Origin of the sequence: Luteolibacter sp. Populi (genome assembly GCF_040801775.1) — a bacterium.
In the GTDB taxonomy this organism is placed as follows: Bacteria; Verrucomicrobiota; Verrucomicrobiia; order Verrucomicrobiales; family Akkermansiaceae; genus Haloferula.
In genome coordinates this window covers 1,787,655-1,811,324 of record NZ_CP161812.1, presented here as the reverse complement: position 1 = coordinate 1,811,324, position 23,670 = coordinate 1,787,655, and the positions used below count along the sequence as shown (strand labels likewise).

General features: G+C 64.8%; 14 protein-coding genes. 7 read left to right on the top strand and 7 right to left on the bottom strand.

The genetic code is table 11. From position 1 onward, the window contains the following. Positions 1-55: 55 nt before the first annotated feature. Both ABWK72_RS07110 and ABWK72_RS07105 read right to left on the bottom strand, forming a co-directional pair. Positions 56-802, bottom strand: a complete 747-nt coding sequence (locus tag ABWK72_RS07110; protein ID WP_367874095.1) for a GntR family transcriptional regulator — start codon at positions 800-802, stop codon at positions 56-58. Between the two features lie 388 nt (positions 803-1,190). Continuing rightward, positions 1,191-1,430 carry a histidine kinase dimerization/phospho-acceptor domain-containing protein gene (locus ABWK72_RS07105; protein ID WP_367874094.1) on the bottom strand — a complete coding sequence of 80 codons (240 nt, stop codon included), beginning with the start codon at positions 1,428-1,430 and terminating at the stop codon, positions 1,191-1,193. A gap of 227 nt (positions 1,431-1,657) precedes the next feature. Here ABWK72_RS07105 and ABWK72_RS07100 point away from each other — a divergent pair, with 227 nt between their 5' ends. Both ABWK72_RS07100 and ABWK72_RS07095 read left to right on the top strand, forming a co-directional pair. Further along, a complete protein-coding gene (locus ABWK72_RS07100) occupies positions 1,658-7,942 on the top strand; it encodes a HAMP domain-containing protein (protein ID WP_367874093.1) in 6,285 nt (2,094 codons plus the stop codon). Positions 7,943-7,977: 35 nt separating this feature from the next. Beyond that, positions 7,978-10,098: a response regulator gene (locus ABWK72_RS07095; protein ID WP_367874092.1), complete on the top strand. Its 2,121-nt coding sequence runs from the start codon at positions 7,978-7,980 to the stop codon at positions 10,096-10,098. 110 nt (positions 10,099-10,208) lie between these two features. On the opposite strand, the gene ABWK72_RS07090 is transcribed toward ABWK72_RS07095, so the two are convergent. Together ABWK72_RS07090 and ABWK72_RS07085 are read right to left on the bottom strand one after the other, a co-directional pair. Further along, positions 10,209-10,508 carry a hypothetical protein gene (locus ABWK72_RS07090; protein WP_367874091.1) on the bottom strand — a complete coding sequence of 100 codons (300 nt, stop codon included), beginning with the start codon at positions 10,506-10,508 and terminating at the stop codon, positions 10,209-10,211. 384 nt (positions 10,509-10,892) lie between these two features. Continuing rightward, the gene (locus ABWK72_RS07085; RefSeq protein WP_367874090.1) at positions 10,893-11,549 is read right to left on the bottom strand and encodes a class I SAM-dependent methyltransferase; all 657 of its coding nucleotides are present in this window, start codon (positions 11,547-11,549) and stop codon (positions 10,893-10,895) included. Between the two features lie 289 nt (positions 11,550-11,838). Here ABWK72_RS07085 and ABWK72_RS07080 point away from each other — a divergent pair, with 289 nt between their 5' ends. The 4 genes from ABWK72_RS07080 to ABWK72_RS07065 all read left to right on the top strand — a co-directional run bounded on the left by ABWK72_RS07080 (position 11,839) and on the right by ABWK72_RS07065 (position 17,625). Continuing rightward, a complete protein-coding gene (locus ABWK72_RS07080; RefSeq protein ID WP_367874089.1) occupies positions 11,839-12,783 on the top strand; it encodes a thiamine pyrophosphate-dependent dehydrogenase E1 component subunit alpha in 945 nt (314 codons plus the stop codon). Between the two features lie 13 nt (positions 12,784-12,796). Then, the gene (locus ABWK72_RS07075; protein WP_367874088.1) at positions 12,797-13,765 is read left to right on the top strand and encodes an alpha-ketoacid dehydrogenase subunit beta; all 969 of its coding nucleotides are present in this window, start codon (positions 12,797-12,799) and stop codon (positions 13,763-13,765) included. 44 nt (positions 13,766-13,809) lie between these two features. Next, positions 13,810-15,039 (top strand): dihydrolipoamide acetyltransferase family protein, encoded by a 1,230-nt coding sequence (locus ABWK72_RS07070; RefSeq protein ID WP_367874087.1) that lies wholly within the window; start codon positions 13,810-13,812, stop codon positions 15,037-15,039. Between the two features lie 225 nt (positions 15,040-15,264). Continuing rightward, positions 15,265-17,625 carry a beta-L-arabinofuranosidase domain-containing protein gene (locus tag ABWK72_RS07065; protein WP_367874086.1) on the top strand — a complete coding sequence of 787 codons (2,361 nt, stop codon included), beginning with the start codon at positions 15,265-15,267 and terminating at the stop codon, positions 17,623-17,625. Positions 17,626-17,839: 214 nt separating this feature from the next. Here the strand turns inward: ABWK72_RS07065 and polA are convergent, their stop codons facing one another. Beyond that, the gene (gene polA, locus ABWK72_RS07060) at positions 17,840-20,623 is read right to left on the bottom strand and encodes a DNA polymerase I (RefSeq protein WP_367874085.1); all 2,784 of its coding nucleotides are present in this window, start codon (positions 20,621-20,623) and stop codon (positions 17,840-17,842) included. Between the two features lie 274 nt (positions 20,624-20,897). Here polA and ABWK72_RS07055 point away from each other — a divergent pair, with 274 nt between their 5' ends. Further along, a complete protein-coding gene (locus tag ABWK72_RS07055) occupies positions 20,898-21,506 on the top strand; it encodes a hypothetical protein (protein WP_367874084.1) in 609 nt (202 codons plus the stop codon). A gap of 16 nt (positions 21,507-21,522) precedes the next feature. Here the strand turns inward: ABWK72_RS07055 and ABWK72_RS07050 are convergent, their stop codons facing one another. Both ABWK72_RS07050 and ABWK72_RS07045 read right to left on the bottom strand, forming a co-directional pair. Next, on the bottom strand, positions 21,523-22,059 hold the full coding sequence (locus ABWK72_RS07050; protein ID WP_367874083.1) for a hypothetical protein: 537 nt from the start codon (positions 22,057-22,059) through the stop codon (positions 21,523-21,525). Positions 22,060-22,069: 10 nt separating this feature from the next. Further along, complete coding sequence (locus ABWK72_RS07045) at positions 22,070-23,536, bottom strand: carboxypeptidase M32 (protein ID WP_367874082.1); 1,467 nt, start codon at positions 23,534-23,536, stop codon at positions 22,070-22,072. Positions 23,537-23,670 lie beyond the last annotated feature (134 nt).

Here is a 23,670-nt window from a genome sequence, read left to right as displayed (position 1 = left end):
CTCTCACGCTCCGCAGCCTCAGGCCGAGCCTCGAATCCACCACCCAATCACCCAATCACCCCCTATTCCTCTCAATACTGATCGAGTAGGTGAACCGATCCCCGCGGTAGTAGTTCAGGTTGAACTCCAGCTGCCGGCTTCCGGAATCTTCCGCCACCCGCCGCCGCTCCAGGATCGGCAGGCCCACCTCGCAATCGAGCCGCGCCGCCAAGGCCGCATCGGCGGCTCCCGCCCGGATCTCCTCGCGCGAAATTTGGGCCACCAGCGAACTCTTGCGGTGGATCAGATCGTAGAGCGGGGTTGAGAAATCGTCGTCCACCGCCAGCGCCGTCCGCGGGTGGAACCAGGAGATGGAATAGACCGCGGGAATGTCGTCGTATCCTCGCACCCGCGCCATCCGCAGCAGCCGCTCGCCCTTCTTGCGGCGCTCGATCCCCAGGCTCAGGAAGACCTCGTCGTCCGCAGCTACCATCCCCACCTCCAGCGCGAAGGTCTGCACCCGGATGCCCTTCTGCAGCATCTCGCCGGTGAAGCTCGCCCAGTCCGCCAGCTTGGTCGAAACCGCGTGCTTGAGCACCCGCGTCCCCACCCCCGCCTTGCGTTCCAGCAGCCCTTCCTGCACCAGTCGCGAGATCGCCGCCCGCACTGTGTTGCGGCTGATCCCCAGCTCCGCCGCCATCTGCGCCTCGGGCGGCAGGAGTTTCCCCTGCTGGTGGACCGGGTCTGCAATCAGCTCCCGAACCAGCACTTCCACCTGACTGTGGAGCGGGGCCGGATCCTTGCTATCAATCGAGAACTGCATCGCGCAACCCCTGCTTGCCCGGAAACTTCCCGCAGCGAAAGCAAATGTGCAGTTTCACTTCGAATTTGTGTGAACATTTGCCCTTGTTGGCTCCTTGGGCGGTGCTCTCCCGGATCGCCACCGTGGCCACGCAGGGCCATCCACAGGGCACCACTCAGCCGACCGCCATTGCTTGCTCCTTACTCACGCCATCCTAGGCACAAATCCCGGGATAAGCCAAGCCGATTGCTGGACGAAGTTGCCGCCGTACACCTCAGGGGAGTACCTTAATGGGGTACCCTTAGAGGGGGGAACCTTTGTGCCCCGTTTTGGGGGACGGGTGTCGTACCGAAATGGGGGACGGGTCCCGCCCCGTTTCGGGGGATGGGTGTCGTACCTTTTCGGGGGACTACTTCGCGACGTAAGAGCCGGGGTCGTCGACGAGGCGCTCGAGGTGGGTGGTGAGGTCGGCGGTCTGGCGCTCGAGGATGGCCAGGAGCTTCTCGGCCTTGGCCGGGTCGGCGACCGCCATGCGCAGGACGGCGAGGGTCGTGGTCATGGTCGAGAGCGGCGAGCGCATGTCATGCACGGCCTGCGCGACCACCTGTTCCCAAGGCAGCGCCGCGTTGATCGGGGGGGGATTGTTCACCCCGATAAACAAGCCGCGTGAAGACGTAAAAGCAAGCGCCGTGCGGGTTGCATCTTGCACCGGGCGAGGTGGATTTTTGCACGGAAAATCGTGCGAAGCGCATCAAAAATGGCGCGCTGCACGGGCATTTCTGCTAGGCTTTTCTAGGGGTGACGAAGCGGCTGCGGATTTTGGAACGTGGCCTGCGAGAAGGCGTCTTTCCCGCCCCAGACCTTATCTCCACGCCCATGAGGAAAGCTGCCCGCTCCGCCGCCGCTGTCAACGGCATCACCCCCGAGAAAACCGTGAAGCGCAAGGCGGCGAAGCCCGCGCCCAAACGCAAGGACGACGACAACGTCCTCGGCGAATTGCATGCCGCGCTGACCGCGTTCAAGCGCGGCGACTTCAGCGTGCGCCTGCCGGAAGAGTGGACGGGGATCGAGGGCAAGGTGGCGGACACTTTCAACGAGGTGATCCGGCGCAACCAGGAGATGGCCGCGGAACTGGCGCGGATCTCGGAGGTGGTGGGCGTGGAAGGCCGCATCAACCAGCGCGCCTCGCTCGGCGACGTGCAGGGCTCGTGGAGCGCGGCGATCGGCTCGCTCAACAGCCTGGTCGCGAACCTGGTCCAGCCGACCAATGAGGTCGCACGCGTGATCGGCGCGGTGGCGAAGGGCGACCTCTCGCAGAACATTTCGACCGACATGGACGGCCGCCCGCTGAAGGGGGAATTCCTGCGCACGGCGCGCACCGTCAACACGATGGTGGAGCAGCTCGGTGCCTTCGCTTCGGAAGTAACCCGCGTGGCGCGCGAGGTGGGAACGGAAGGGAAGCTCGGCGGCCAGGCGAAGGTGAAGGGCGTGGCGGGCACCTGGAAGGACCTCACCGACAACGTGAACCTGATGGCCGGCAACCTCACCGCCCAGGTGCGTAACATCGCGACGGTGACGACCGCGGTGGCGAACGGCGACCTCACCAAAAAGATCACGGTGGACGTCAAAGGGGAGTTCTTGGAACTCAAGGACACGGTCAACATCATGGTGGGCCAGCTCCGCTCCTTCGCCTCGGAAGTGACCCGCGTGGCCCGCGAGGTGGGCACGGAAGGGGCGCTCGGCGGCCAGGCGCGGGTGGAAGGCGTCTCGGGCACCTGGAAGGATCTGACGGATTCGGTGAACTCCATGGCCGGCAACCTCACCTCCCAGGTGCGGAACATCGCGGCGGTGACGACGGCGGTGGCGAATGGCGACCTTTCCAAGAAGATCACGGTGGATGTCAAAGGCGAGATCCTCGAGCTGAAGAACACGATCAACACGATGGTGGACCAGCTCGGGTCCTTCGCCTCGGAAGTAACCCGCGTGGCCCGTGAAGTGGGCACGGAAGGGAAGCTCGGGGGCCAGGCGAACGTGTCCGGTGTGGCGGGCACCTGGAAGGACCTCACCGACTCGGTGAACTCGATGGCCGGCAACCTCACCGCCCAGGTGCGTAACATCGCCGAGGTGACGACGGCGGTCGCGAACGGCGATCTTTCCAAGACCATCACGGTGGACGTCAAAGGCGAGATCCTGGAGCTGAAAGCCACGATCAACACGATGGTGGGCCAGCTCCGTTCCTTCGCTTCGGAAGTGACCCGCGTGGCGCGCGAAGTGGGCACGGACGGGGCGCTCGGCGGCCAGGCGGATGTGAAAGGCGTGGCCGGCACTTGGAAGGACCTGACCGATAACGTGAACATGATGGCGGGCAACCTGACCGACCAGGTCCGCAACATCGCCGACGTGACGACGGCCATCGCCAATGGCGACCTCTCGAAGAAGATCACGGTGGACGTCAAGGGCGAGATCCTTGAGATGAAAAACACCATCAACACGATGGTGGACCAGCTCTCATCCTTCGCCGATCAGGTCACGCGGGTGGCGCGCGAGGTGGGCACGGAAGGGAAGCTCGGCGGCCAGGCCGAAGTGCGCGGCGTGGCCGGCACCTGGAAGGACCTCACGGATTCGGTGAACTCGATGGCGGGTAACCTCACCAACCAGGTCCGCAACATTGCCGAGGTGACCACCGCGGTGGCGAATGGCGACCTCGGCAAGAAGATCACGGTGGACGTTAAGGGGGAAATTTTGGAGCTGAAGAATACCATCAACACGATGGTGGACCAGCTCGGGTCCTTCGCTTCGGAAGTGACCCGTGTGGCGCGCGAAGTGGGCACGGAAGGGGCCCTCGGCGGCCAGGCGGATGTGAAGGGCGTGGCGGGCACGTGGAAGGACCTCACCGATTCGGTGAACTCGATGGCGGGCAACCTCACCGACCAGGTGCGGAACATTGCCGACGTGACGACGGCGGTGGCGAACGGCGACCTTTCCAAGAAGGTCACGGTGGCGGTCCGCGGCGAGATCTTGCAGCTCAAGGACACGGTCAACACGATGGTGGACCAGCTCAATTCCTTCGCCTCGGAAGTGACCCGCGTGGCCCGTGAAGTGGGCACGGAAGGGAAGCTCGGCGGTCAGGCGGATGTGAAGGGCGTGGCAGGCACCTGGAAGGACCTCACCGACTCGGTGAACTTCATGGCCGGTAACCTCACCAACCAGGTGCGTAACATCGCCGATGTGACCACGGCGGTGGCGCGAGGCGACCTCTCGAAGAAGATTACGGTGGATGTGAAGGGGGAAATCCTCGAGCTGAAGAACACCATCAACACGATGGTGGACCAGCTCGGATCCTTCGCCGCGGAAGTGACCCGCGTGGCGCGCGAGGTGGGCTCGGAAGGAGCCCTCGGCGGCCAGGCGGATGTGAAAGGCGTGGCCGGCACCTGGAAGGACCTCACCGACTCGGTAAACTTCATGGCCGGTAACCTCACCAACCAGGTGCGGAACATCGCGGACGTCACGAAGGCAGTCGCGGCGGGCAACCTCTCCAAGAAGATCACGGTGGACGTCCGCGGCGAGATCCTGGAACTGAAGGACACCATCAACACGATGGTGGACCAGCTTCGTTCCTTCGCTTCGGAAGTGACCCGCGTGGCGCGCGAGGTGGGCTCGGAAGGGGCGCTCGGCGGGCAGGCGCGGGTGGAAGGCGTCTCGGGCACCTGGAAGGACCTCACGGATTCGGTGAACTTCATGGCCTCGAACCTGACCAACCAGGTGCGGAACATCGCGGCGGTGACGACGGCGGTGGCGAATGGCGACCTTTCCCGGAAGATCACGGTGGATGTCAAAGGCGAGATCCTCGAGCTGAAGAACACGGTCAACACGATGGTGGACCAGCTCAACTCCTTCGCCTCGGAAGTGACCCGCGTGGCCCGCGAAGTGGGCACGGAAGGGAAGCTCGCCGGTCAGGCCGAAGTGAAGGGCGTGGGCGGCACCTGGAAGGACCTCACGGATTCGGTGAACTCGATGGCGGGTAACCTTACCAACCAGGTGCGCGGTATCGCGAAGGTGGTGACCGCGGTCGCGAAAGGCGACCTGAACCAGAAGCTGATGGTGGAAGCGAAGGGCGAGGTCGCCGAGCTCGCGGATACCATCAACAGCATGACCAGCACGCTGGCGACCTTCGCCGAACAGGTCTCCGGGGTGGCGCGCGAGGTGGGTGTGGAAGGGCAGCTCGGCGGCCAGGCCCACGTGCCCGGCGCATCCGGCACCTGGCTCGACCTGACCGACAACGTGAACCAGCTTGCGGCGAATCTGACCACCCAGCTCCGGGCGATCGCCGACGTGGCGACGGCGGTGACGAAGGGCGACTTGACCCGGAGCATCCAGGTCTCGGCGCGCGGTGAGGTGGCCTTCGTGAAGGACAACATCAACGAGATGATCCGCAACCTCCGCGACACCACGTCGCGGAACGAGGAGCAGGACTGGCTGAAGACGAACCTCGCGAAATTCACGCGCATGCTGCAGGGCCAGAAGGACCTGCTGACCGTCGGCAAGCTGATCCTGTCCGAGCTCGCGCCGGTGGTGTCGGCGCAGACCGGGATCTTCTACATCATGGATGAGTCGGTGGAGCCGGAACTGCGGCTGCTGGCGAGTTATGCCTTCACCGAGCGCAAGAACCTGGGCAACCGCTACCGGATGGGCGAGGGTCTGGTGGGGCAAGCGGCGCTGGAGAAGCAGCCGATCCTGCTGACCAACGTGCCGAGCGACTACATCCAGATCAGTTCGGGGCTAGGAGCGGCTGCGCCGGTCAATATCATGGTCCTGCCGATCCTCTTCGAAGGCAAGGTCAAGGCGGTGGTCGAGCTGGCATCCTTCCAAGGCTTCAACTCGACGCACGAGACCTTCCTGGTGCAGCTCGCGGAGTCGATCGGGATCGTGCTCAACACGATCAAGGCGAACACGCTGACCGAGGATCTGCTCAAGCAATCGCAGTCGCTGGCCGGCGAGCTCCAGAACCGCCAGGAAGAACTGGAAACTACCAACAAGGAACTGCAGGACAAGGCGGCCCAGCTGGCCGAGCAGAACGAGGAGGTGGAACGAAAGAATTCCGAAGTGGAGCAGGCGCGGATGGCGCTGGAAGGCAAGGCCCAGCAGCTCGCGCTGACTTCGAAATACAAGTCGGAGTTCCTGGCGAACATGTCGCACGAGTTGCGCACGCCGCTCAACAGCCTGCTGATCCTGGCCGACCAGCTCGGCGCGAACTACGACGGCAACCTGACGACGAAGCAGGTCGACTTCGCCAAGACGATCCTCGGATCCGGCCGCGACCTGCTGCGCCTGATCAACGACATCCTCGACCTGTCGAAGATCGAGTCGGGCAACTTCACGATCTCGGTCGCGGAACTGCGGCTCGACGACCTGCTGGAGAACCTCGACCGGACCTTCCGCCACGTTGCGAAGGAGAAGGGCCTCGGGTTCGAGATCGATCTCGCGGCGGACCTGCCGGAGCGGATCCACACCGACGAACAGCGGCTCGATCAGATCCTCAAGAACCTGGTGTCGAACGCGGTCAAGTTCACCGAGAAGGGCAAGGTCACGATCAAGGTATCGAGCGTGGAGCGGATCAAGCTGCGCGGTTCGCTGCTGCCGTTGGATTCACCGGAACTGCTGGCCTTCACGGTCACCGACACGGGCATCGGGATTCCGGAGGAGAAGCAGATGGTGATCTTCGAGCCCTTCCTGCAGGCGGATGGCAGCACCAGCCGGCGCTACGGCGGCACGGGTCTGGGGCTGGCGATCAGCCGCGAGCTCGGGCGCCTGCTGGGCGGTGAGATCACGGTCGAGAGCGAGGAAGGCCGCGGCAGTTCCTTCACCTTCTTCCTGCCGCTGCGGCCGGGTATGCCGGTGATCGACGTGGCATCGGAGTCTCGTTCGGCGCGCTTGCACACGGCGGCGCTGCCGGCCCCGGAGGGGATCGAGGACGACCGCAACGACGTGCATCCGGGGGACCCGGTGATCCTGATCGTCGAGGACAGCCGCGAGTTCGCGTCGCAGTTGTTAGAGCGGGCGCGGGCGGCGGGCTTCAAGGGCGTGGCGGTATCGCGCGGCTACGCGGCGCTGTCGCTGGTGCGGGATTTGCAACCGGCGGCGATCACGCTGGACGTAAGCCTGCCGGATCTGGACGGCTGGAAGGTGCTGAGCCGGCTGAAGTCGGACCTCACGACGCGGCACATCCCGGTGTTCGTGATTTCCGCGGATGCCGAGCCGGAGAACGCGCTGAAGCAGGGGGCGATGCGCTATCTCGGCAAGCCGCTGGAGCAGGCCGCGCTGGACGAGATCTTCGGGCGCGTGCGGCTCCTGCACGAGGCACCATCCGGCAACCTGCTGGTCGTGGAGGACGACGAGACGCAGCGCAACAGCTTGAAGGAGCTGCTGGCCGACACGCCGATGCTGGACGCGGTGGGCACCGCGGAGGAGGCGCTCGAAGCGCTGGGCTCGCGGCACTACGATTGCGTGGTGGTGGACCTGATGCTGCCGGGGGCCTCCGGCTTCGATCTGATCGAAGACATCCGTTCGCGGCACCCGCAGCTGCCGGTGATCGTCTATACCGGCAAGAGCCTGTCGCAGGATGAGGAAAGCCAGCTTAACCGGCTGGCGCAGACGATCATCGTCAAGGACGTGCGCAGCCCGGAGCGGCTCTACGACCAAACCGCGCTGTGGCTGCACCGCAAGGTCACGGACCTGCCTGCGCACGGCCGCGACATCGTCCAGCGGCTCAACGATCCGAATGCGATCTTGGCCGGGCGGCGGGTGTTGATCGTGGATGACGACGTGCGGAACATCTTCGCCATGACGAGTTTGCTGGAGCGGCACTACATGGATGTGGTGTCCGCGGAGCAGGGGGCGCTGGCGCTGGAGATGCTGCGCAAGGGCAGCGAATTCGACGTGGTGCTGATGGACATCATGATGCCGGAGATGGACGGCTACGAGGTGATGAGCGCGATCCGCGGGATGTATGGATTCGAGGATCTGCCGATCATCGCGCTGACGGCCAAGGCGATGAAGGGTGACCGCGAGAAGTGCATCGATGCGGGCGCTTCCGACTACATTTCCAAGCCGGTGGATACCGACCGGCTGCTGACCCTGCTGCGCACCTGGCTTTACCGATGATGGGGTTTCCACACATTCCCCGGCGGATCAGTCCGATGGTCAAGGAGGCCAACATCCTCATCGTCGACGACCGCCAGGACAAGCTGCTGGCGCTGGAAACGGCGTTGGACGGCCTGGAGCAGAACGTGGTGACCGCGCGGTCCGGGGATGAGGCGCTGCGCAAGCTGCTGCTGCAGGACTTCGCGGTAATCCTGCTGGACGTGAACATGCCGGGACTGGACGGCTTCGAGACGGCGGCGCTGATCCGCCAGCGGCCGCGCTCGGAATCGACGCCGATCATCTTCATCAGCGCGATGAACGACTCCGGCAACCACGTGACGCGAGGGTACTCGCTGGGCGCGGTGGATTACATCCTGACGCCGGTGATCCCGGAGATCCTGCGGGCGAAGGTGGCGGCCTTCGTGGATCTCTACCAGAAGACCGAGCAGGTGAAGCGGCAGGCGGAGGAGCACGCGCAACTGCTGCACGCGCAATCGGCGCGGGCGCAGGCGGAGGCGGCGAAGGAGCGGATGGCCTTCCTGGCGGATGCGAGCAGCGTGCTGGTGGCCTCGCTGGAGTATGAGAAGACTTTCGAGAATCTGGCGCGGCTGGTGGTGCCGAGACTGGCGGAATTCTGCCTGGTCGACCGGATGGACAAGCTGGGCGGGATCGAGCAAGTGGCGGTGGCGCACCAGGATCCGGAGCAGGAGGAGCTGCTGCGGCAGATCCGCTATCCGGGACCGGAGGAGACGTCACACGGCGCCTTCCGCGTCTACGTAACGGGCGAGCCCTTCGTCTGCAACCGGGTGGATGAGAAGATGATCGCGGACCTGGTGCCGGAGGGCGATCGCGAGCTGATCCGCGCGCTGAGGCCGACGAGTTTCGCGGCGGTGCCGCTGCATGCGCGCGGGCGGGTGATCGGCTCGATCACGATGGTCCACACCGAGCCGGGCGCGATCTTCAATCCCGACACGCTGTGGCTGGCGGGGGAACTGGCGCACCGCACCGCGCTGGCGCTGGACAACGTGGAACTCTACCGCAAGGCAAACGAAGCGCGGCAGGAAGCGGAGGCGGCGAGCTTGGCGAAGGACCACTTCATGGCCATGTTAAGCCACGAACTGCGGACGCCGCTGACGCCGGTGCTGACGCATCTGGTGCGGCTGGCCTCGGAGCCGGACATTCCGGAACTGCTACGGCATCCGCTGGAAGTGATCCGGCGGAACGTGGAACTGGAAGCGCGGCTGATCGATGACTTGCTCGACCTGACGCGGGTCGGCAGCGGGAAGATCCACCTGGAGCGTGAGGTGGTGGATGTGCACGCGCTGCTGGGCAATGCGATCGAGATCTGCCGCGGCGATGTGGAGGCGAAGGGGCTGGAGCTGAAGGTGGATCTGGAGGCGCAGGACCACTTCGTGAATGCGGACCCGGCGCGCTTGCAGCAGGTTTTCTGGAACGTGATCAAGAATGCAGTGAAGTTCACGGACGAGGGTTCGCTGCATGTGGCGACCCGTGATGAAGAGGACGGCGGGATCTCGATCACGGTGCGCGATACCGGCTCGGGGATCGAGAAAACGCTGCAAGCCCGGGTCTTTCAACCCTTCGAGCAGGTGGAGCGCGGCAAAGGCGGCGGGCTGGGCCTGGGGCTGGCGATCTCGCGGACCCTGGTCGAGTTGCACGGGGGGACGATCGCGCTGGAGAGCGATGGGCCGGGGCAGGGGACGACGGTGACGGTGGCCGTGCCGACGGTGGCGGAGCGACCGCGCGAGGAGGCCGGCAGGGCGACCCCGGAACGCGACGGGACGCGGCAACTGCGGATCCTTTTGTTAGAAGATCACGTGGACACCAGCGAGTCGCTGACACTGTTGTTAGAGATGCAAGGTCACGAGGTGACGCAGGCTTTCGACGTGGCCAGCGCGCTGAAGCTGGCGGAGACGCGGGACTTCGATTTGCTGCTGAGCGACCTTGGCCTGCCGGATGGAAGTCCGGGGGTGGTGATGAAGGCGGTGGCGAAGAGAAACGGAACGATGGGCGTGGCGCTGAGCGGCTTCGGGATGGATAAGGATGTGGAGCGGACCCGCGGGTATGGGTTCAGGCATCACCTGGTGAAGCCGGTGGATGTGGGGAGATTGGAGGAGATTTTGTTGGAATGCGGTGTTGAAGAAATCATCAATCATTAATCTCTCAATCATCAATCGGACTGTGTCGCTGCGCTGAAGAGGAGGGGCTAGCGCATGGGGCGGGAGCTTGGATTTGAAATTTAAAATCTCAGATTTGAGATTTGAGAGGATTAGTCCCACTTCAGCGTCGGCTCGAGGGGATCGCGGTGAGTGCCGAACTCGCGGTCGAGTTCCTCGGAGAGTTGCTCGGCGCGTTCGCGGCGCTCCCAGGTGACGGTGTGTTTCTCGCCGGCGACGAGGAGGGCCATGTGGTGGGCTTGGGCGGCGGTGGCGCCTTCGTCGACGGCATTGCGGAAGTTCAGCTTGTAGGAGCGCTCGAAGGGGTCGCCTTGGATGACGTCCTTGATGTAGATGGTGCCGCAGGAGGAGAGCAGGCAGCCGAGGAGGATGGCCGAGAGGAGTTTCTTCATGGATGATGAGGATGCGGTTCGGAAGTGCGAACCCCGGGAGTGGGGGAGGGTTGCGGGGGGGAGTCCCGGCAATCCCAACGCCGCCACTGACGGACGGCCCCCGCTTAGGAGCGCAGAGCCGCCCGACCCGCAGAGTGATCCCCGGGAGAAGTGGCCACGGCGAGGTTGGCAGTAGAAGCGACGGCGCTTTCCATGCGAAGTTCGCGATGTGCTCTGCTTCGCCGCAGAGTGGTCCGCTATGGCGGATAGCATCGTGGGGTCGAATGGATACCGCCGTCTTGATGGTGCGGACGGGGAGAAGGAAAGGGCTGTGAGGGACCACTCTGCGGGCCGGGTGGCTCCGCACTCCCAGGGGAAGAGCCGTCCGTGATGCGCAGCGGAAACCTACCCCCGCTTCACCATCGGTCCGCGGCAGACGTGGACGAAGGCGGGCGGGAAATTGAGCGGGACCAGGGTGGTGCGGACGCTGCGGAAGCGCTGCTTCAAGGTATCCAAGAGGCGCAGGCTGTAGATGAAGGTGACGAAGAGGCCGTCCGGGGCGAGGGCGGCGGCGGCTTCATCGAGGATGGCGTGGCGCAGGGACGGCGGGAAATTCGAGAAGGGCAGGCCGGAGATGATGCCATCGAGGGCGGGGATCTCGCGCTGGGCGAGGATCTTGCGGATGTCCAGCGCGTCCGGGTGGAAGCTGAAGGCGGGGAACTGATCCTGGAGGCGCAGGCGCATCGGCTCGTCCTTCTCGAAGACCATGACGCCGGTGCCGGGGCGGTGGAGCTGGCCGATGCGGCGGGTGAAGACGCCGGTGCCAGCCCCCAATTCGGCGATGTGGTTGACGCGGGGCCAGTCGAGCGGCTTGACCATCTCGCGGGTCAAGGATTCGGAGCTGGGGAGGATGCTGCCGGTCTTGAGCGGAGCGCTCAGGAATTTGCGGAAGAACATGACGTGCTCTTCCAAGGCTTCGCAGGAGTCGGCGCGGATCCGCGAGGAGTGGCCCGTGTGTTTGACCTGGATGCGGGAGTCGCGGATCGGGGACGGGCGTTGCATTCTGGAATGCCGGACTGTGGGGGCAGTTGGTGCGGTGGTCAATCGGGGGAGGAATGACGAATGAAAGCGGCAAAATGACGAATGAAGAATTTTCGAATGACGAATGAAGTGTGGGAAGAAGGGCGGGCACCGCAAAATCCGCCGTTATGGCATTCTCGGGGTTGCCCCGGAATGCGGTTGCCCCGCTTCGCCCCCCTCGTTTACCCTTCCGCCCGTGCCGGAAACCGAGGAAGCTGTCAGGACCGCCGTTGGATCGGATCGCGAGTATTTGCGTGACGTATTCAGGGCGATGCTCCGGGCGCGACTCCTTGAGAACAAGCTGTCCAGCCTCTACAAGGCGGGCAAGATCGTCGGCGGCGTATACCTCGGGAAAGGCCAGGAAGCGGTCAGTGCCTCACTGGGAGCCGCGCTCATCCAGGGGCGTGACATTTTCGCCGCACTGATCCGGGACCAGGCCGGGCGCACGGCTTTCGGGGAGCCGCTGATCGATTGCACGCGGACCTACCTGGGCTCGGTGCTGGGGCCGATGCGCGGGCGGGACGGGAATATCCACCGCGGCCGGCCGCTCCAGGGCATGCCGGCGATGATCAGCCACCTGGGCGCGGAGGTTTCCGTGGTCGCGGGGATGCTGATGGCGCGGCGCTTGAAGGGGGAGATGCTCGGCGTCGTCGGCGCGACTTGTGTGGGCGATGGCGCGACCTCCACGGGGTCTTTTCACGAGGGCATCAACATGGCGGCGGTGGAGAACCTGCCGATGGTGGTGGTGGTGGGGAACAACCAGTTCGCCTACTCGACGCCGACCGACCGGCAATTCGCCTGCACCGACCTGCTGGACCGGGCGAAGGGTTACGGCATCGGCGGGCATTCGGTGGATGGCACGGACCTGCTGGCCTGTGCGAAGGTGATCCACCGCGCGGTGACCTTGGCACGGGAGGGCGCGGGGCCGCAGATGGTCGTGGCGCGCCTGCTGCGGCTGAGCGGCCACGGCGAACATGACGACGGCAGCTACGTGCCGCCGCTGATGAGGGCCGGCCATCTCGGGCGCGATTGTCTGGAGACGGGGATCGTCCAGATGATCGAGGGCGGGCACGCGACGGTCGATGAGATCGAGCGCTGGAAGAGTGAATTTGCGGACGAGGTGCAGGTCGCGGTGGCCCAGGCCCAGCAGGAACCGGTGCCGGATCCGTGGGACGAGGAGTGGTTCGCTTGCAAGAGCGCGACGGGGAGACTTTGAGGAATCGAATCGAATGAGCGTGACCTATATCGATGCGATCCGCGAAGCGCAGGAGAAGCTGCTGCGCGACGATCCGCGCGTGTTCCTCTACGGGCAGGATATCTCGCAATTTGGCGGGGCCTTCAAGGCGACCAAGGGGCTGGCCGAGGCTTTTCCCGGTCGCGTGCTGGATTCGCCGATCAGCGAGGACGCGATGATCGGGATGGCGGTGGGAGCGGCGATCGAGGGCATGCGGCCGATCGTCGAGATGCAGTTCGCGGACTTTTCGTCGATCGCCTTCAACCAGATCGTCAATCAGGCGGCGACGCACTACTATCGGACGGGGGTCCCGGTGCCGTTGACGGTGCGCTTGCCCTCCGGCGGGACGCCCGGTTCGGGGCCTTTCCACAGCCAGAGCATGGAGGCGCTGTATGCGCACTACCCCGGCCTGATCGTGGTGACGCCGGCGACGGTGGCGGATGCCTATCACATGCTGATCGAGTCGGTGGAGCTGGATGATCCGGTGGTCTACTGCGAGCACAAGTTCCTCTACCGCTGGCTGAAGGCGCCGCGGATCAATGGCGACGGCCTGCCGATCGGCAAGGCGCGGATCACGCGGCCCGGCAAGCACGCGACGGTGGTGGCCTACAGCGCGATGGTGCACGAGGCCGTGCGCGCCGCGGATCGCCTGAAGGAAGAAGGCGGCTGGGAAATCGAGGTCGTGGACCTGCGTTCCGTGAAGCCGCTGGACATGGACACGGTGCTGGCCAGCGTGGCCCGGACCGGGCGCTTGCTGGCGCTGGGCGAAGCTTTCCCCTGGGGCGGTGTCACCGCCGAGGTGGTCTCGCGGGTGTGCGCTGAAGGCTTCCATCTCCTCGATGCGCCGCCGGTGCGGCTGAACTCTCGCGACACGCCGGTGCCGTATCACCCAAAACTCTGGGCCGCCCACCGCCCGACGCCGGAGTCGATCTGCCTGGAACTCCGCAAGCTCCTCACCTTCTAACTGGCCATTCGTCATTCTGGCTTCGTCATTCGTCACTCAGTGTTATGCCTACCGTCCCCATCCTCATGCCGCAGCTCGGCGAATCGATCGCCGAAGCGACGGTCGTCCGCATTGACCTCGTGCTTGGCGGCGAGGTGAAGGTGGACCAGGAGGTGATCGAGGTGGAGACCAGCAAGGCGACGATGGGCGTGACGACGCTCTGCCGCGGGACGGTGAAGGAGATCCTGGCGAAGGAGGGCGAGACCTATTCGGTGGGCACGCTGCTGGCGCTTTTGGAGGTCAGCGAGGAGGAGGTGGCGAAGGCCGGGGTGGACACGATGGAGGCCGCGTCCGACCGCCGCACCGCCGCCGCCGCCGCGCCGCCGCTGGAGAAGAACCTGCACTTCGCGCTGGATGACGATAGCTATGAGGAAGCTCCTGCGGTGGTGCCGAGCGTGAAGGGTCTGCCGGTGCCGACCGGGACCATGGGCGCGCACTACATCTCTCCTCGGATGCGCGCGCGGATGAATGACATGGGCCTGCGCGAGGCGGATATTTCGGCGATCGCCGGCACGGGCTCGGGCGGTCGGGTGACGGTGGAAGACTTGGAGAAATTCATCGATTACATCGAGACTTGGCCGAGCAGCAATGCCTCGCCGATGCGGCTTGCGGTGGCGGATGCGATGCGCCGGAGCTGGACGCGTCCGCTGGCGACGGTCGGGCTGCCGGTGCGCCTGGATCGGGTGCTGGAGCATCGCCGCCAGCAGGATCCGAAGCCGGGCCTGACGCTTTACGTGCTGCGTGCTTTTGCCCTGGCCCTGGTGGAAGACCCGGCGAGCGCGGGCTTCCTGATGGGTCAGAAGGTGGTGCATCCGCGCGCCTTCGACATCGGCGTGGCGGTGCAGGTGGAAGACGGCGTGGTGGTGCCGGTGCTGCGCAAGGTCGACCAGAAGTCGCTGCAGGAGCTGACCAATGAGTATTCGCAAATGGTCGAGCGCGGCCGGCGTCGCCGTCTCTCGGAAGACGACCTGCGCGGGGGCATCGCAACCGTGACGAATTTCGGGACCTTCGGGCTGACTTCCGGCACGCCGATCCCGCTGCCGAACGAGACCCTGATCCTCGGCCTCGGTGCCGGGGTGAAGAAGCCGGTCTGGAGCGAGCAGGTGGAAGCCTTCCTGCCGGTGACCGAAGCGGAACTGGTGATGACTTTCGACCACCGCGTGGTGGACGGGGGCGGCGCGGGCCTGTTGCTGAGCCGGGTGGCGAAGTTGTTGCAGGAGCCGGAGAAGTTGTAGGGGTCTGCGATTCCGGCTAAGCCCTTCGTGCTTTTCGGGTTGCCGTCCGTCTTCCCGGCGCGGCATGCTTTCGCTATGAGTGGCATGGGTGGTCCGGAAATTGTCGTGATCCTTTTGATCCTCGTTTTCCTCTGGTGGCTCTTTTGAGGCGGAGGTAGACACCTCATCGGGCTGAACACGCTAGCGGCGTTTGACGAATCAAACGCGTTAGAGTGATGTTCGTTCATGAGCTTCACCCGACTTTGCCTGCTGCTTCTGCCCCTACCTCTCGCGGCGCAGGTGGCGAGTGAAGCCGTGGCCACGCGAGCACCCCTGAAGGAGACGCCCTTCCTTTCGCTCGATCTCGGCAGCGTGGATGCCCGGGGCTGGCTGGCGCATCAGCTCCGCTTGCAGGCGGACGGCCTGACCGGGCATGCGGAGGAAGTCATCCCCGAACTCGGTCCGGAAAGCGGCTGGCGCGGCGGGACAGGGGAAGCGGGGGAGAAGGGGCCTTACTTCATCCGCGGCTTGGTGAGCCTCGCCTACGTCGCGGATGACCCGAAGCTCAAGGCGCAGGCGCAGAAATGGATCGAGGCGATCCTCGCCTCGCAGCGGCCGGACGGACAGATCGGGCCGACCTCGAACGAGGACTGGTGGCCGCGGATGGTGATCCTCTGGACCCTGCGCGACTATCAGGAGGCAACCAAGGACCCGCGGGTGATCCCGCTGATGACGAAGTACTGCCGCTTCATGCTGAAGCGGATGCCGCGGCAGCCGCTGGAGGAATGGGCGAAGGCGCGAGCCGGTGATCAAATCGATACCGTGCAGTGGCTCTACAAGCGCACCGGCGATGCCTTCCTGTTAGATCTGGCCGGGCTCCTGGAGAAGCAGGCGAACCGCTGGAACACCTTTTACCGCAGCCTCGTGGGCGGTCCGGGCGACTTCCGGATCGAGCACGGGGTGAACGTCTCGCAGGGGATGAAGTTCGCGGTGGCGAACTACGAGCGCACGGGCAAGCGCGACGATGCGCTGGTCTTCGGCGATGCCTGGACCACGCTGCGCAGGAGCCACGGGCTGTCGATTGGCATGTGGAGCGGCACCGAACCGCTCGCTGGCAAATCCACGACGCAGGGCATCGAGATGTGCTCGATCGTCGAGCAGATGCTGAGCAACGAGGTCGCCATGGAAGTGCTCGGCGATCCGCTGATCGGGGACCGGCACGAACGCATCGCCTTCAATCTGCTGCCCGGCGGCACGACGAAGGAGTTTAAGCAATTCCAGTACTACACCCTGCCGAACGCGCCGGTGGCGCAGCGCAATTTCAAGGGCACCTTGCCCTTCTCCGACGATCATGGGGACGATCTGCTGTGCAGCCCGCACTCCGGCTTCCACTGCTGCTGCTACAACCTGCACATGGGTTGGCCGAAGTATGTGCAGCACGCGTGGATGGCCACCAGCGATGGCGGCTTGGCGGCGATGGCTTACGGGCCGACCCTAGTGTCTGTTAGATTGGGCGATACGCCGGTGACGATCGAGGAAGAGACCGACTATCCGTTCTCCGATGTCCTCAAGTTCACCGTCAGCCCGGGTAAGCCGCTGGCATTTCCGCTGAAGCTGCGCATTCCCTCGTGGAGCGTGAATCCGCGGGTGGCAGTGAATGGCGAGTTCGTCTCCGGTGTGAAGACCGGCGAGTTCCTCACCATCCAGCGGACTTGGAATGCGGGTGACAAGGTGGTGGCGGAGTTCCCCGCGGAACTGGCCACCGAGAACGGCTACAACGGCTCCGCCTCGCTGTGGCGCGGACCGCTGGTCTTCTCGCTGCGGATCAAGGAGGATGTGAAACCGGTGACGCTGTTCCCCGGAGGCTTCGATGAAGTCGAGTTCACGCCGGCCTCGCCATGGAACTACGCGCTGGATATCGACCGCGCCAAACCGCAGGCGAAGCTCAGCCGCGCGCCCAAGATGCCGGACAATCCGTGGCTGCCGGAGACCACGCCGATCAAGCTCACGGTGTCCGCCAAGCGCCTGCCGGGCTGGGGTCTGGTGCGGGACGACCGCATGGCCGCGGAAGTGCCGCCCAGCCCCGCCAAGAGCGACCAGCCGCTGGAGGAAGTTACCCTGGTGCCCTTCGGCGCGCAGACGCTGCGCATTACCGCCTTCCCGCTGCTGCGCGGAATGCCGGTGCTCGAGCCGGGCCTCAATTATTCGTATCGTCATGGCGGCGATGCCGCAGAGGTGATCTTGACCAATCCCACGCCATCGTCATCGCGCGGGGAGGGCATCCCGCGCCTGACCTTTTGGAATCACCTCGGCACCGCGGAGTGGCTCCAGTGGACCTTCGACAAGCCGGAGGAAGTCTCGTCCTCGTCGGTGTACTGGTTCGATGATACCGGCTCCGGCCGCTGCCGCGTGCCGGAGTCGTGGCGGCTGATGTATCTCGATGGGGCGGAGTGGAAGCCGGTCAAGGCCAGCGGCGGGTTCGGTATCGCGAAGGATCGGGCGAATCGCGTGAGCTTCGAGCCGGTGAAGACTCAAGCGCTGCGGATTGAGGTGCAACTGGAGGACGGCGTTTCCGCTGGAGTGCTTCAGTGGACGAAGGGTTCCTAGCACCGGGCGGGCGTCCGGTAAGAATGCCGCGCAGTGATCGATCGCCGCATCATCCGCAGCAGACGGATGAAAGCGGCCGGGTTCAGCCGCCGGATGCGGAAAACCGCACGTCCGGGGGGAGGCTCATGGGGCGCAATCCCCGTGGGCCGTGGGCCCATCCGATCCAGCGTTAGAGCCGACCGTGAGGCGACACAAAGGTCCGTGGTTCCAAGCCTCAGTGCGCCACCAGCCAATTGCTCCCCGTCCCGTGCTCCACCAGGATCGGTACCTCGCCCGGCAAGGGCAGCGCTGTCTGCATGGCATCCAGGATTCGCGGAACCAGCTCTTCCTGCTCCTCCGGCGCGAGGTCGAAGACCAGTTCGTCATGCACCTGTAGCAGCATCTTCGTCTGGTACGATCCTTCCCGTAGCAGCGCGTCGATGCGGATCATCGCCAGCTTGATCATGTCCGCGGAGGTGCCTTGGATCGGGGTGTTGATCGCCGCGCGCTCGGCATTGCCGCGGATGGTCTGGTTGCCCGAGGTCAGGTCCGGGAAGTAGCGCCGCCGTCCGGTCAAGGTCTCGACGTAGCCGCTCATCCGCGCTTCCTGGATGGTGCGATCCATGAACTCCTTGATCGCCGGATACTGCTTGAAATAGTTGTCGATGATCTCCGCCGCCTCGCCGCGCGGGATGTTCAAGCGCTGGCTGAGGCCGAAGGCGGAGATCCCGTAGATGATGCCGAAGTTCACCATCTTCGCGCCGCTGCGCTGCTCGCGCGTGACCTCGCTCTCGGCGAGGCCCCAGACTTTGGCCGCGGTGGCGGTGTGGATGTCCCGGTTCTCGCGGAAGGCCTCGCTCATCGAGGCATCCGCCGCCAGTGCCGCCATCACGCGCAGCTCGATCTGCGAGTAGTCGCAGGACAGCAGCGTGAAGCCCTTGCGCGGCACGAAGGCCTTGCGGATCTGCCGGCCCATCGCGGTGCGGATCGGGATGTTTTGAAGGTTCGGATCGGTCGATGCCAGCCGCCCGGTCGCCGCCACCAGTTGGTGGAACTGGGTGTGGACGCGCCCGGTCTCCTTCACGATGTGTTCCGGCAGCGCGTCGAGGTAGGTGCCCTTCAGCTTGGTGGCCTCGCGGTATTCGAGGATCTCGTCGATCATCGGGTGCTTGCCGGCCAGCGAGGCCAGGGTCGCCTCGTCGGTCTTGAACTGGCCGGTCTTGGTCTTCTTCGCCTTGTCGGCCAAGCCGAGTTCGTTGAAGAGGATTTCCCCGAGTTGCTTCGGCGAGTTCAGGTTGAAGGGCCGCCCGGCGTGCTTCGAAATGGAAACCGAAAGCTCGTTGATCCGCTCCTGCAACTGGCCGCCGATCTCGACCAGCGCCGCCGGATCAATCTCGATGCCCTCCATTTCCATCCGTACCAGCACCGGCAGCAGCGGGCACTCGATCTCGTGGCAGACCTTCTCCTGCCCGTCTAACAAGGGGCGAAGTTTCGCCGCGATCTGCCAGGTCACGTCCGCATCCTCCGCGGCGTATTCCGCCAGTGTTTCCAGCGGAATGGCGGTGATGTCCAATTCCTTGGAGGCCTTCTTGGTCTCCGCGAAGGAGAAGAGGTCGTCGGACGGAGGTCCCGGCAACGGCGGTTGGAGATGCGAGGCCGCGATGTCCGCGAGCTTGACCGGCGTGTAGCCGAGCAGGGTCTCGCTCACGTAGTCCATCGTGTGCCGATGGTCCGGGAAGGCCAGCGCGTGGGCCAGCATGCTATCGAAGAAAGGACCCTCGACCATGATCCCGTGATGATGAAGTACGGAGAGATCGTACTTCAGGTTGTGCCCGGTCTTCACCGCCGGTCCGGTCAGCACGGCTTTCAGGGAAGGGAAGAGGTCGGCACTGTAGGGCAGATACCAGCCCTCGTGCGCTTGCCACGAGAAGGCGACCCCAAGCAGCTTCGCCTCGAAGCGGTCGAGCGAGGTGGTCTCGATGTCGAAGCAGAAGGCGTCCTGCTTCGCGAGTTCGGTGAAGAGCTCCGCCTGCTTCCCGGCGGTATCGGCGAGGTGGTAGGTATGGGGAACTTCGCCGATCTTCTTGAAGGTCTCGAAGATGGTCTGGGTGGGAGCACCCTCGGGCTGCTGGGAAGGGCCCGAGTCCGCGCTCCCGGGGAAGAGGCGCTTGGTCAGGGTGCGGAATTCGAACTCGGTGAAGAGCGACTTCACCGCCTCGTCGTCGCGCGGCGAAAGCACCAGATCTTCCCAGCTCACCTCGATCGGCGCATCGATGATGATCGTGGCCAGATCCTTCGAGAGCCGCGCGTTGTCGGCGTGCGCTTCCAGGTTCTCCTTCTGCTTGCCCTTCAGCTTCGAAAGATTCTGGAGCAAGTTTTCCACCGAGCCGAAATCCACGATCAGCTTCTGCGCCGTCTTCGGTCCGATCCCGGGCACGCCCGGGATATTGTCGACCGCGTCGCCCATCAGCCCGAGCAGGTCGATGATCTCGTGCGGGCTCTTCACCCCCCAGATTTCGGGGAGTTGCTCGACCCCGATCACCTCGTGCTCGGAACCCTTTTTACCGGGCTTCCACATGAAAGTGGTGGGGCTCAGGAGCTGGGCGAAATCCTTGTCCGGCGTGACCATGTAGGTCTCGAAGCCCGCCGGCTCCGCGCGCTTCGCCAGGGTGCCGATCAGGTCGTCCGCCTCGTAGCCGTCGATCTCCAGGATCGGGATGTGGAAGGCCGTGCACAGCCGTTTCACGTTCGGGATGGCCGCCGCGAGCTCCTCCGGCATCTCGTCGCGCTGGGCCTTGTAGGCGGGGAATTTCACGTGCCGCGGGGTCGGCGCATGGGTATCGAAGGCCACGCCGATGTGGGTCGGCTTCTCCTTTTCCAGGATCGTCAGCAGCGTGTTGGTGAAGCCGTAAAGCGCGGAAGTGTTGATCCCTTTCGAATTGCGGATCGGATTCTGGATGAATGCGAAGTGGGCCCGGTAAACGAGCGCCATTCCGTCCAGGAGGAAAAGCCGTGGCATGGGGAAAGGCTAAGCCGGGGGCACCGGGCGGCCAAGCGCGGCGGCAGAAAAATCCCTCCGGTGTGGAATTAACGAAACGCAGAGGCGCGGAGGTCGCAGGGGGAAACGCAGGTAATGCATTGAAAGTGAGATGGCAAGAGAGAGGTGACCGTGCCTCGGGCCACTCCACGATCCTCTCTGCGACCTCCGCGCCTCCGCGTTTCGTTCCCTCCATTGCGCGCTTGGAAAAATCTGGTCAAAGGGTGGTCGGAAATCCTACGTATGGGCCACCAAGATGAAGTATTTCTTCCCGATGCTATGCGTGGCCGCCGCCGGTGGGGCGGGTTACGTGTTCGAGCCGAAGATCACGCCGAACCTGATTTCCTACAGTCAGACCAAGGAGCGCATGATCGAAGTGGTGGAGAATAGCGGGAAGACCGCGCCTCCGCCGGCCTTGCCGAAAGTGGACCCGGCTCCTGAACCCACGCCGCAGCCCGAGCCGCCGCCGGTGGTGAAGAACGATCCTGCGCCCACGCCGGAACCGATGCCCGACCCTGCGCCCACGCCCGATCCGGCCCCTGCGCCGACGCCGGACCCGGCACCCACCCCGGCGATTCCGGACCCGGTGCCGCTCGCCGGTGGGGCCATGGGCGAGGCGGATATCGTCAAGGCGATGCAGGACAGCATCCAAGGCGGGGCCGTGAAGGAATTCAAATTTGACCAAGTGCTCGCCTGGAAGGGCGGCGCTGAGGAAGTCGTCGACGGCACCACCTACCACACCGGCGAAGCTGCTTACAAAGCGGAGACCATCTTCGGCGTGAAGACCATGCAGGCCAAGGCCCTGATCAAGGATGGCAAGGTCGCCAAATGGGTCTGGAAGACCAGCGGCATGGAGATCAAGTGAGTGCCTGCGGCCTCTGCTACCCGGCAGGCGAGATAATCGCTACGCCAGGCTTGTCAGGCCTGACGTAGTAGCGGACGTGGACTGCATCGCAGCAGTGTGTCAAGATCTCACGTGGGGTGGCACTTTCCGCCGAGAAGGCGGGCACCTTCCAATCGAGCACCACCTCCTTGTTCTCGTAGCTTTCATTGATCTGAATACGCAACGCACCCGCAGGAATGCCGGCCTTCTTCAGGGAGGAATTGATCGCGGTGATCCGCTCCCGCACCGTCTGCTCGGGATAGTCCACGGGTGTCGGAAGTGGGACCTCGGTCTGGGCGAGGGTCTTGAGCATGGAAGCCTCTTCCGGATCGATTTCGGGCCGGACGTGGGATTTGGCGTCGGTCTCCTCCTGTTCCCCGGCGCTCGCGCTCCCGAAGGGATCCGCCTCATGCGGCTCCACGCTCGCCGCGGGCTTTGGCCCGGCGGCTTCTACCTCGCGCGTGCCGGCGAGCTTCCACGCCACGAAGGCGAGGATAGCGAGTAGCAACAGGATTGCGGGGACGCGGATCTTCATGGCTCGTTGTTCAAGCCAGATATCTTCTGGCAAGGTGCGCCAGGTGGGCTTCCGGCGACGGCTCCTTGCCCGTCGCCTCCCGCACGATCTCCGCCGGGGTCATCACCGCGCCCTTGGAGTGCACGTTCTTCCGCAGCCATGCCAGCAGCGGTGAATACTCGGCCTTCGCCACTCCGGCCGCGATGCTCTCATCCGCTGTCGCCGCTGCGAAAAGTTGGGCGGCATTGAGATTGCCGAGCGTGTAGGTCGGGAAGTAGCCGAGCCCGCCCATCGACCAGTGGATGTCTTGCAGGCAGCCCTGCGCGTCATCCGGCGGCGTCATACCGAATAGATCCTCGAAGCTCTCGTTCCAAGCCGCGGGAACGTCCTTCACCGCCAGTTCGCCCGCAACCAACCGCCGCTCCAGGCCGAAGCGCAGCAGGATGTGCAGGTCATAGGTCGCTTCATCCGCCTCCACGCGGATGAAGGAAAACGCCGCCCGGTGCACCGCCGCCATGAAGTCCGCCAGCTCCACCGTGGCGAGCTGCGGGAAATGCTCCGCCGCCACCGGCAGCCACTTCTCCCAGAAGGGCCACGAGCGCCCGACATGATTCTCCCACAGCCGCGATTGCGACTCGTGGATGCCCAGCGAGGCGGCCTCGCCCGAGGGCAGGCCGAACTCGGTGCCAGGCAGTCCTTGCTCGTAGAGTCCGTGCCCGGCTTCGTGGATCACGCCGAAGAGCGAGGAAGTGAAATCGTTCTCGTCGTAGCGCGTGGTCAGCCGCACATCGCGCGGCCCGAGGGTGGTGCAAAAGGGGTGCGAGGTCGTGTCGATCCGCCCGCCTTCGAAATCGAAGCCCAGCGAGGCCGCCACCTTGCCATTGAAGGCCTGCTGCGCCGCGATGGGATACGGGCCGCCGGGCAGCTTGGCATCCCGCGCCACGGAACGTTCCACCGCCGCCGCCGCCAGATCGCGGAGGCGCGGGCGCAACGCCTCGAAGAGCGTTGCGATGTTCGCCGCCGTCGCGCCGCGTTCGTAGGTGTCCAGCAGTGCGTCGTAGGCCTCCGCCTCATAGCCCCAGCACTCCGCCTTCTCGCGGGCGATGCCGAGCAGGGTTTCCAAGTGTGGCATGAAGGAGGCGAAGTCCGACTTCTTCCGCGCCTCCACCCAGGCCTGCTTGCCCAGCGAGGAAGCCTGCGCCTCCCGCGCCACCAACTCCCCCGGCAGCTTGGTCGCGCGATCGAAGTCGCGCCGCATCGCAGCCAGCAGGGCAGGGGAGTCGGCCGCGGATTCCGCCTCGGCCAGCGCATCGCCCCACGCGGCGGAGATCCCGAGTTCGTGCCCCCTTTCCGATAGCCAGCCCAATTGCTCCGCCCGCCACGCATGGCCCTTGTCCGGCAGATAGGTTTCCTGGTCCCAGCCGATCACGGCTGCGGCGCTGGAAACCATGGCCCGCTCGCGGGCCATGGCACGAAGTCGGTCGAGTGCGGTGCTCACGGCCCCGACTCTGCCACCGCCCCGGCGGCTGGCAACTGGATCGTCGTCACGCGGTGAATTTCCCCTCCAACACCGGCCGCGGCAATTTCCTGATTTTTCCTTGGCAGCTTTTCCCGCGGAATTTCGCACATGGA

Excerpts from the sequence above, each read along its gene's own strand:
- ABWK72_RS07110 (WP_367874095.1), bottom strand. The coding sequence starts at position 802 with ATGCAGTTCTCGATTGATAGCAAGGATCCGGCCCCGCTCCACAGTCAG.
- ABWK72_RS07100 (WP_367874093.1), top strand. The coding sequence starts at position 1,658 with ATGAGGAAAGCTGCCCGCTCCGCCGCCGCTGTCAACGGCATCACCCCC.
- ABWK72_RS07095 (WP_367874092.1), top strand. The coding sequence starts at position 7,978 with ATGGTCAAGGAGGCCAACATCCTCATCGTCGACGACCGCCAGGACAAG.
- ABWK72_RS07090 (WP_367874091.1), bottom strand. The coding sequence starts at position 10,508 with ATGAAGAAACTCCTCTCGGCCATCCTCCTCGGCTGCCTGCTCTCCTCC.
- ABWK72_RS07085 (WP_367874090.1), bottom strand. The coding sequence starts at position 11,549 with ATGCAACGCCCGTCCCCGATCCGCGACTCCCGCATCCAGGTCAAACAC.
- ABWK72_RS07080 (WP_367874089.1), top strand. The coding sequence starts at position 11,839 with ATGCTCCGGGCGCGACTCCTTGAGAACAAGCTGTCCAGCCTCTACAAG.
- ABWK72_RS07075 (WP_367874088.1), top strand. The coding sequence starts at position 12,797 with ATGAGCGTGACCTATATCGATGCGATCCGCGAAGCGCAGGAGAAGCTG.
- ABWK72_RS07070 (WP_367874087.1), top strand. The coding sequence starts at position 13,810 with ATGCCTACCGTCCCCATCCTCATGCCGCAGCTCGGCGAATCGATCGCC.
- ABWK72_RS07065 (WP_367874086.1), top strand. The coding sequence starts at position 15,265 with ATGAGCTTCACCCGACTTTGCCTGCTGCTTCTGCCCCTACCTCTCGCG.
- polA (WP_367874085.1), bottom strand. The coding sequence starts at position 20,623 with ATGCCACGGCTTTTCCTCCTGGACGGAATGGCGCTCGTTTACCGGGCC.
- ABWK72_RS07055 (WP_367874084.1), top strand. The coding sequence starts at position 20,898 with ATGAAGTATTTCTTCCCGATGCTATGCGTGGCCGCCGCCGGTGGGGCG.
- ABWK72_RS07050 (WP_367874083.1), bottom strand. The coding sequence starts at position 22,059 with ATGAAGATCCGCGTCCCCGCAATCCTGTTGCTACTCGCTATCCTCGCC.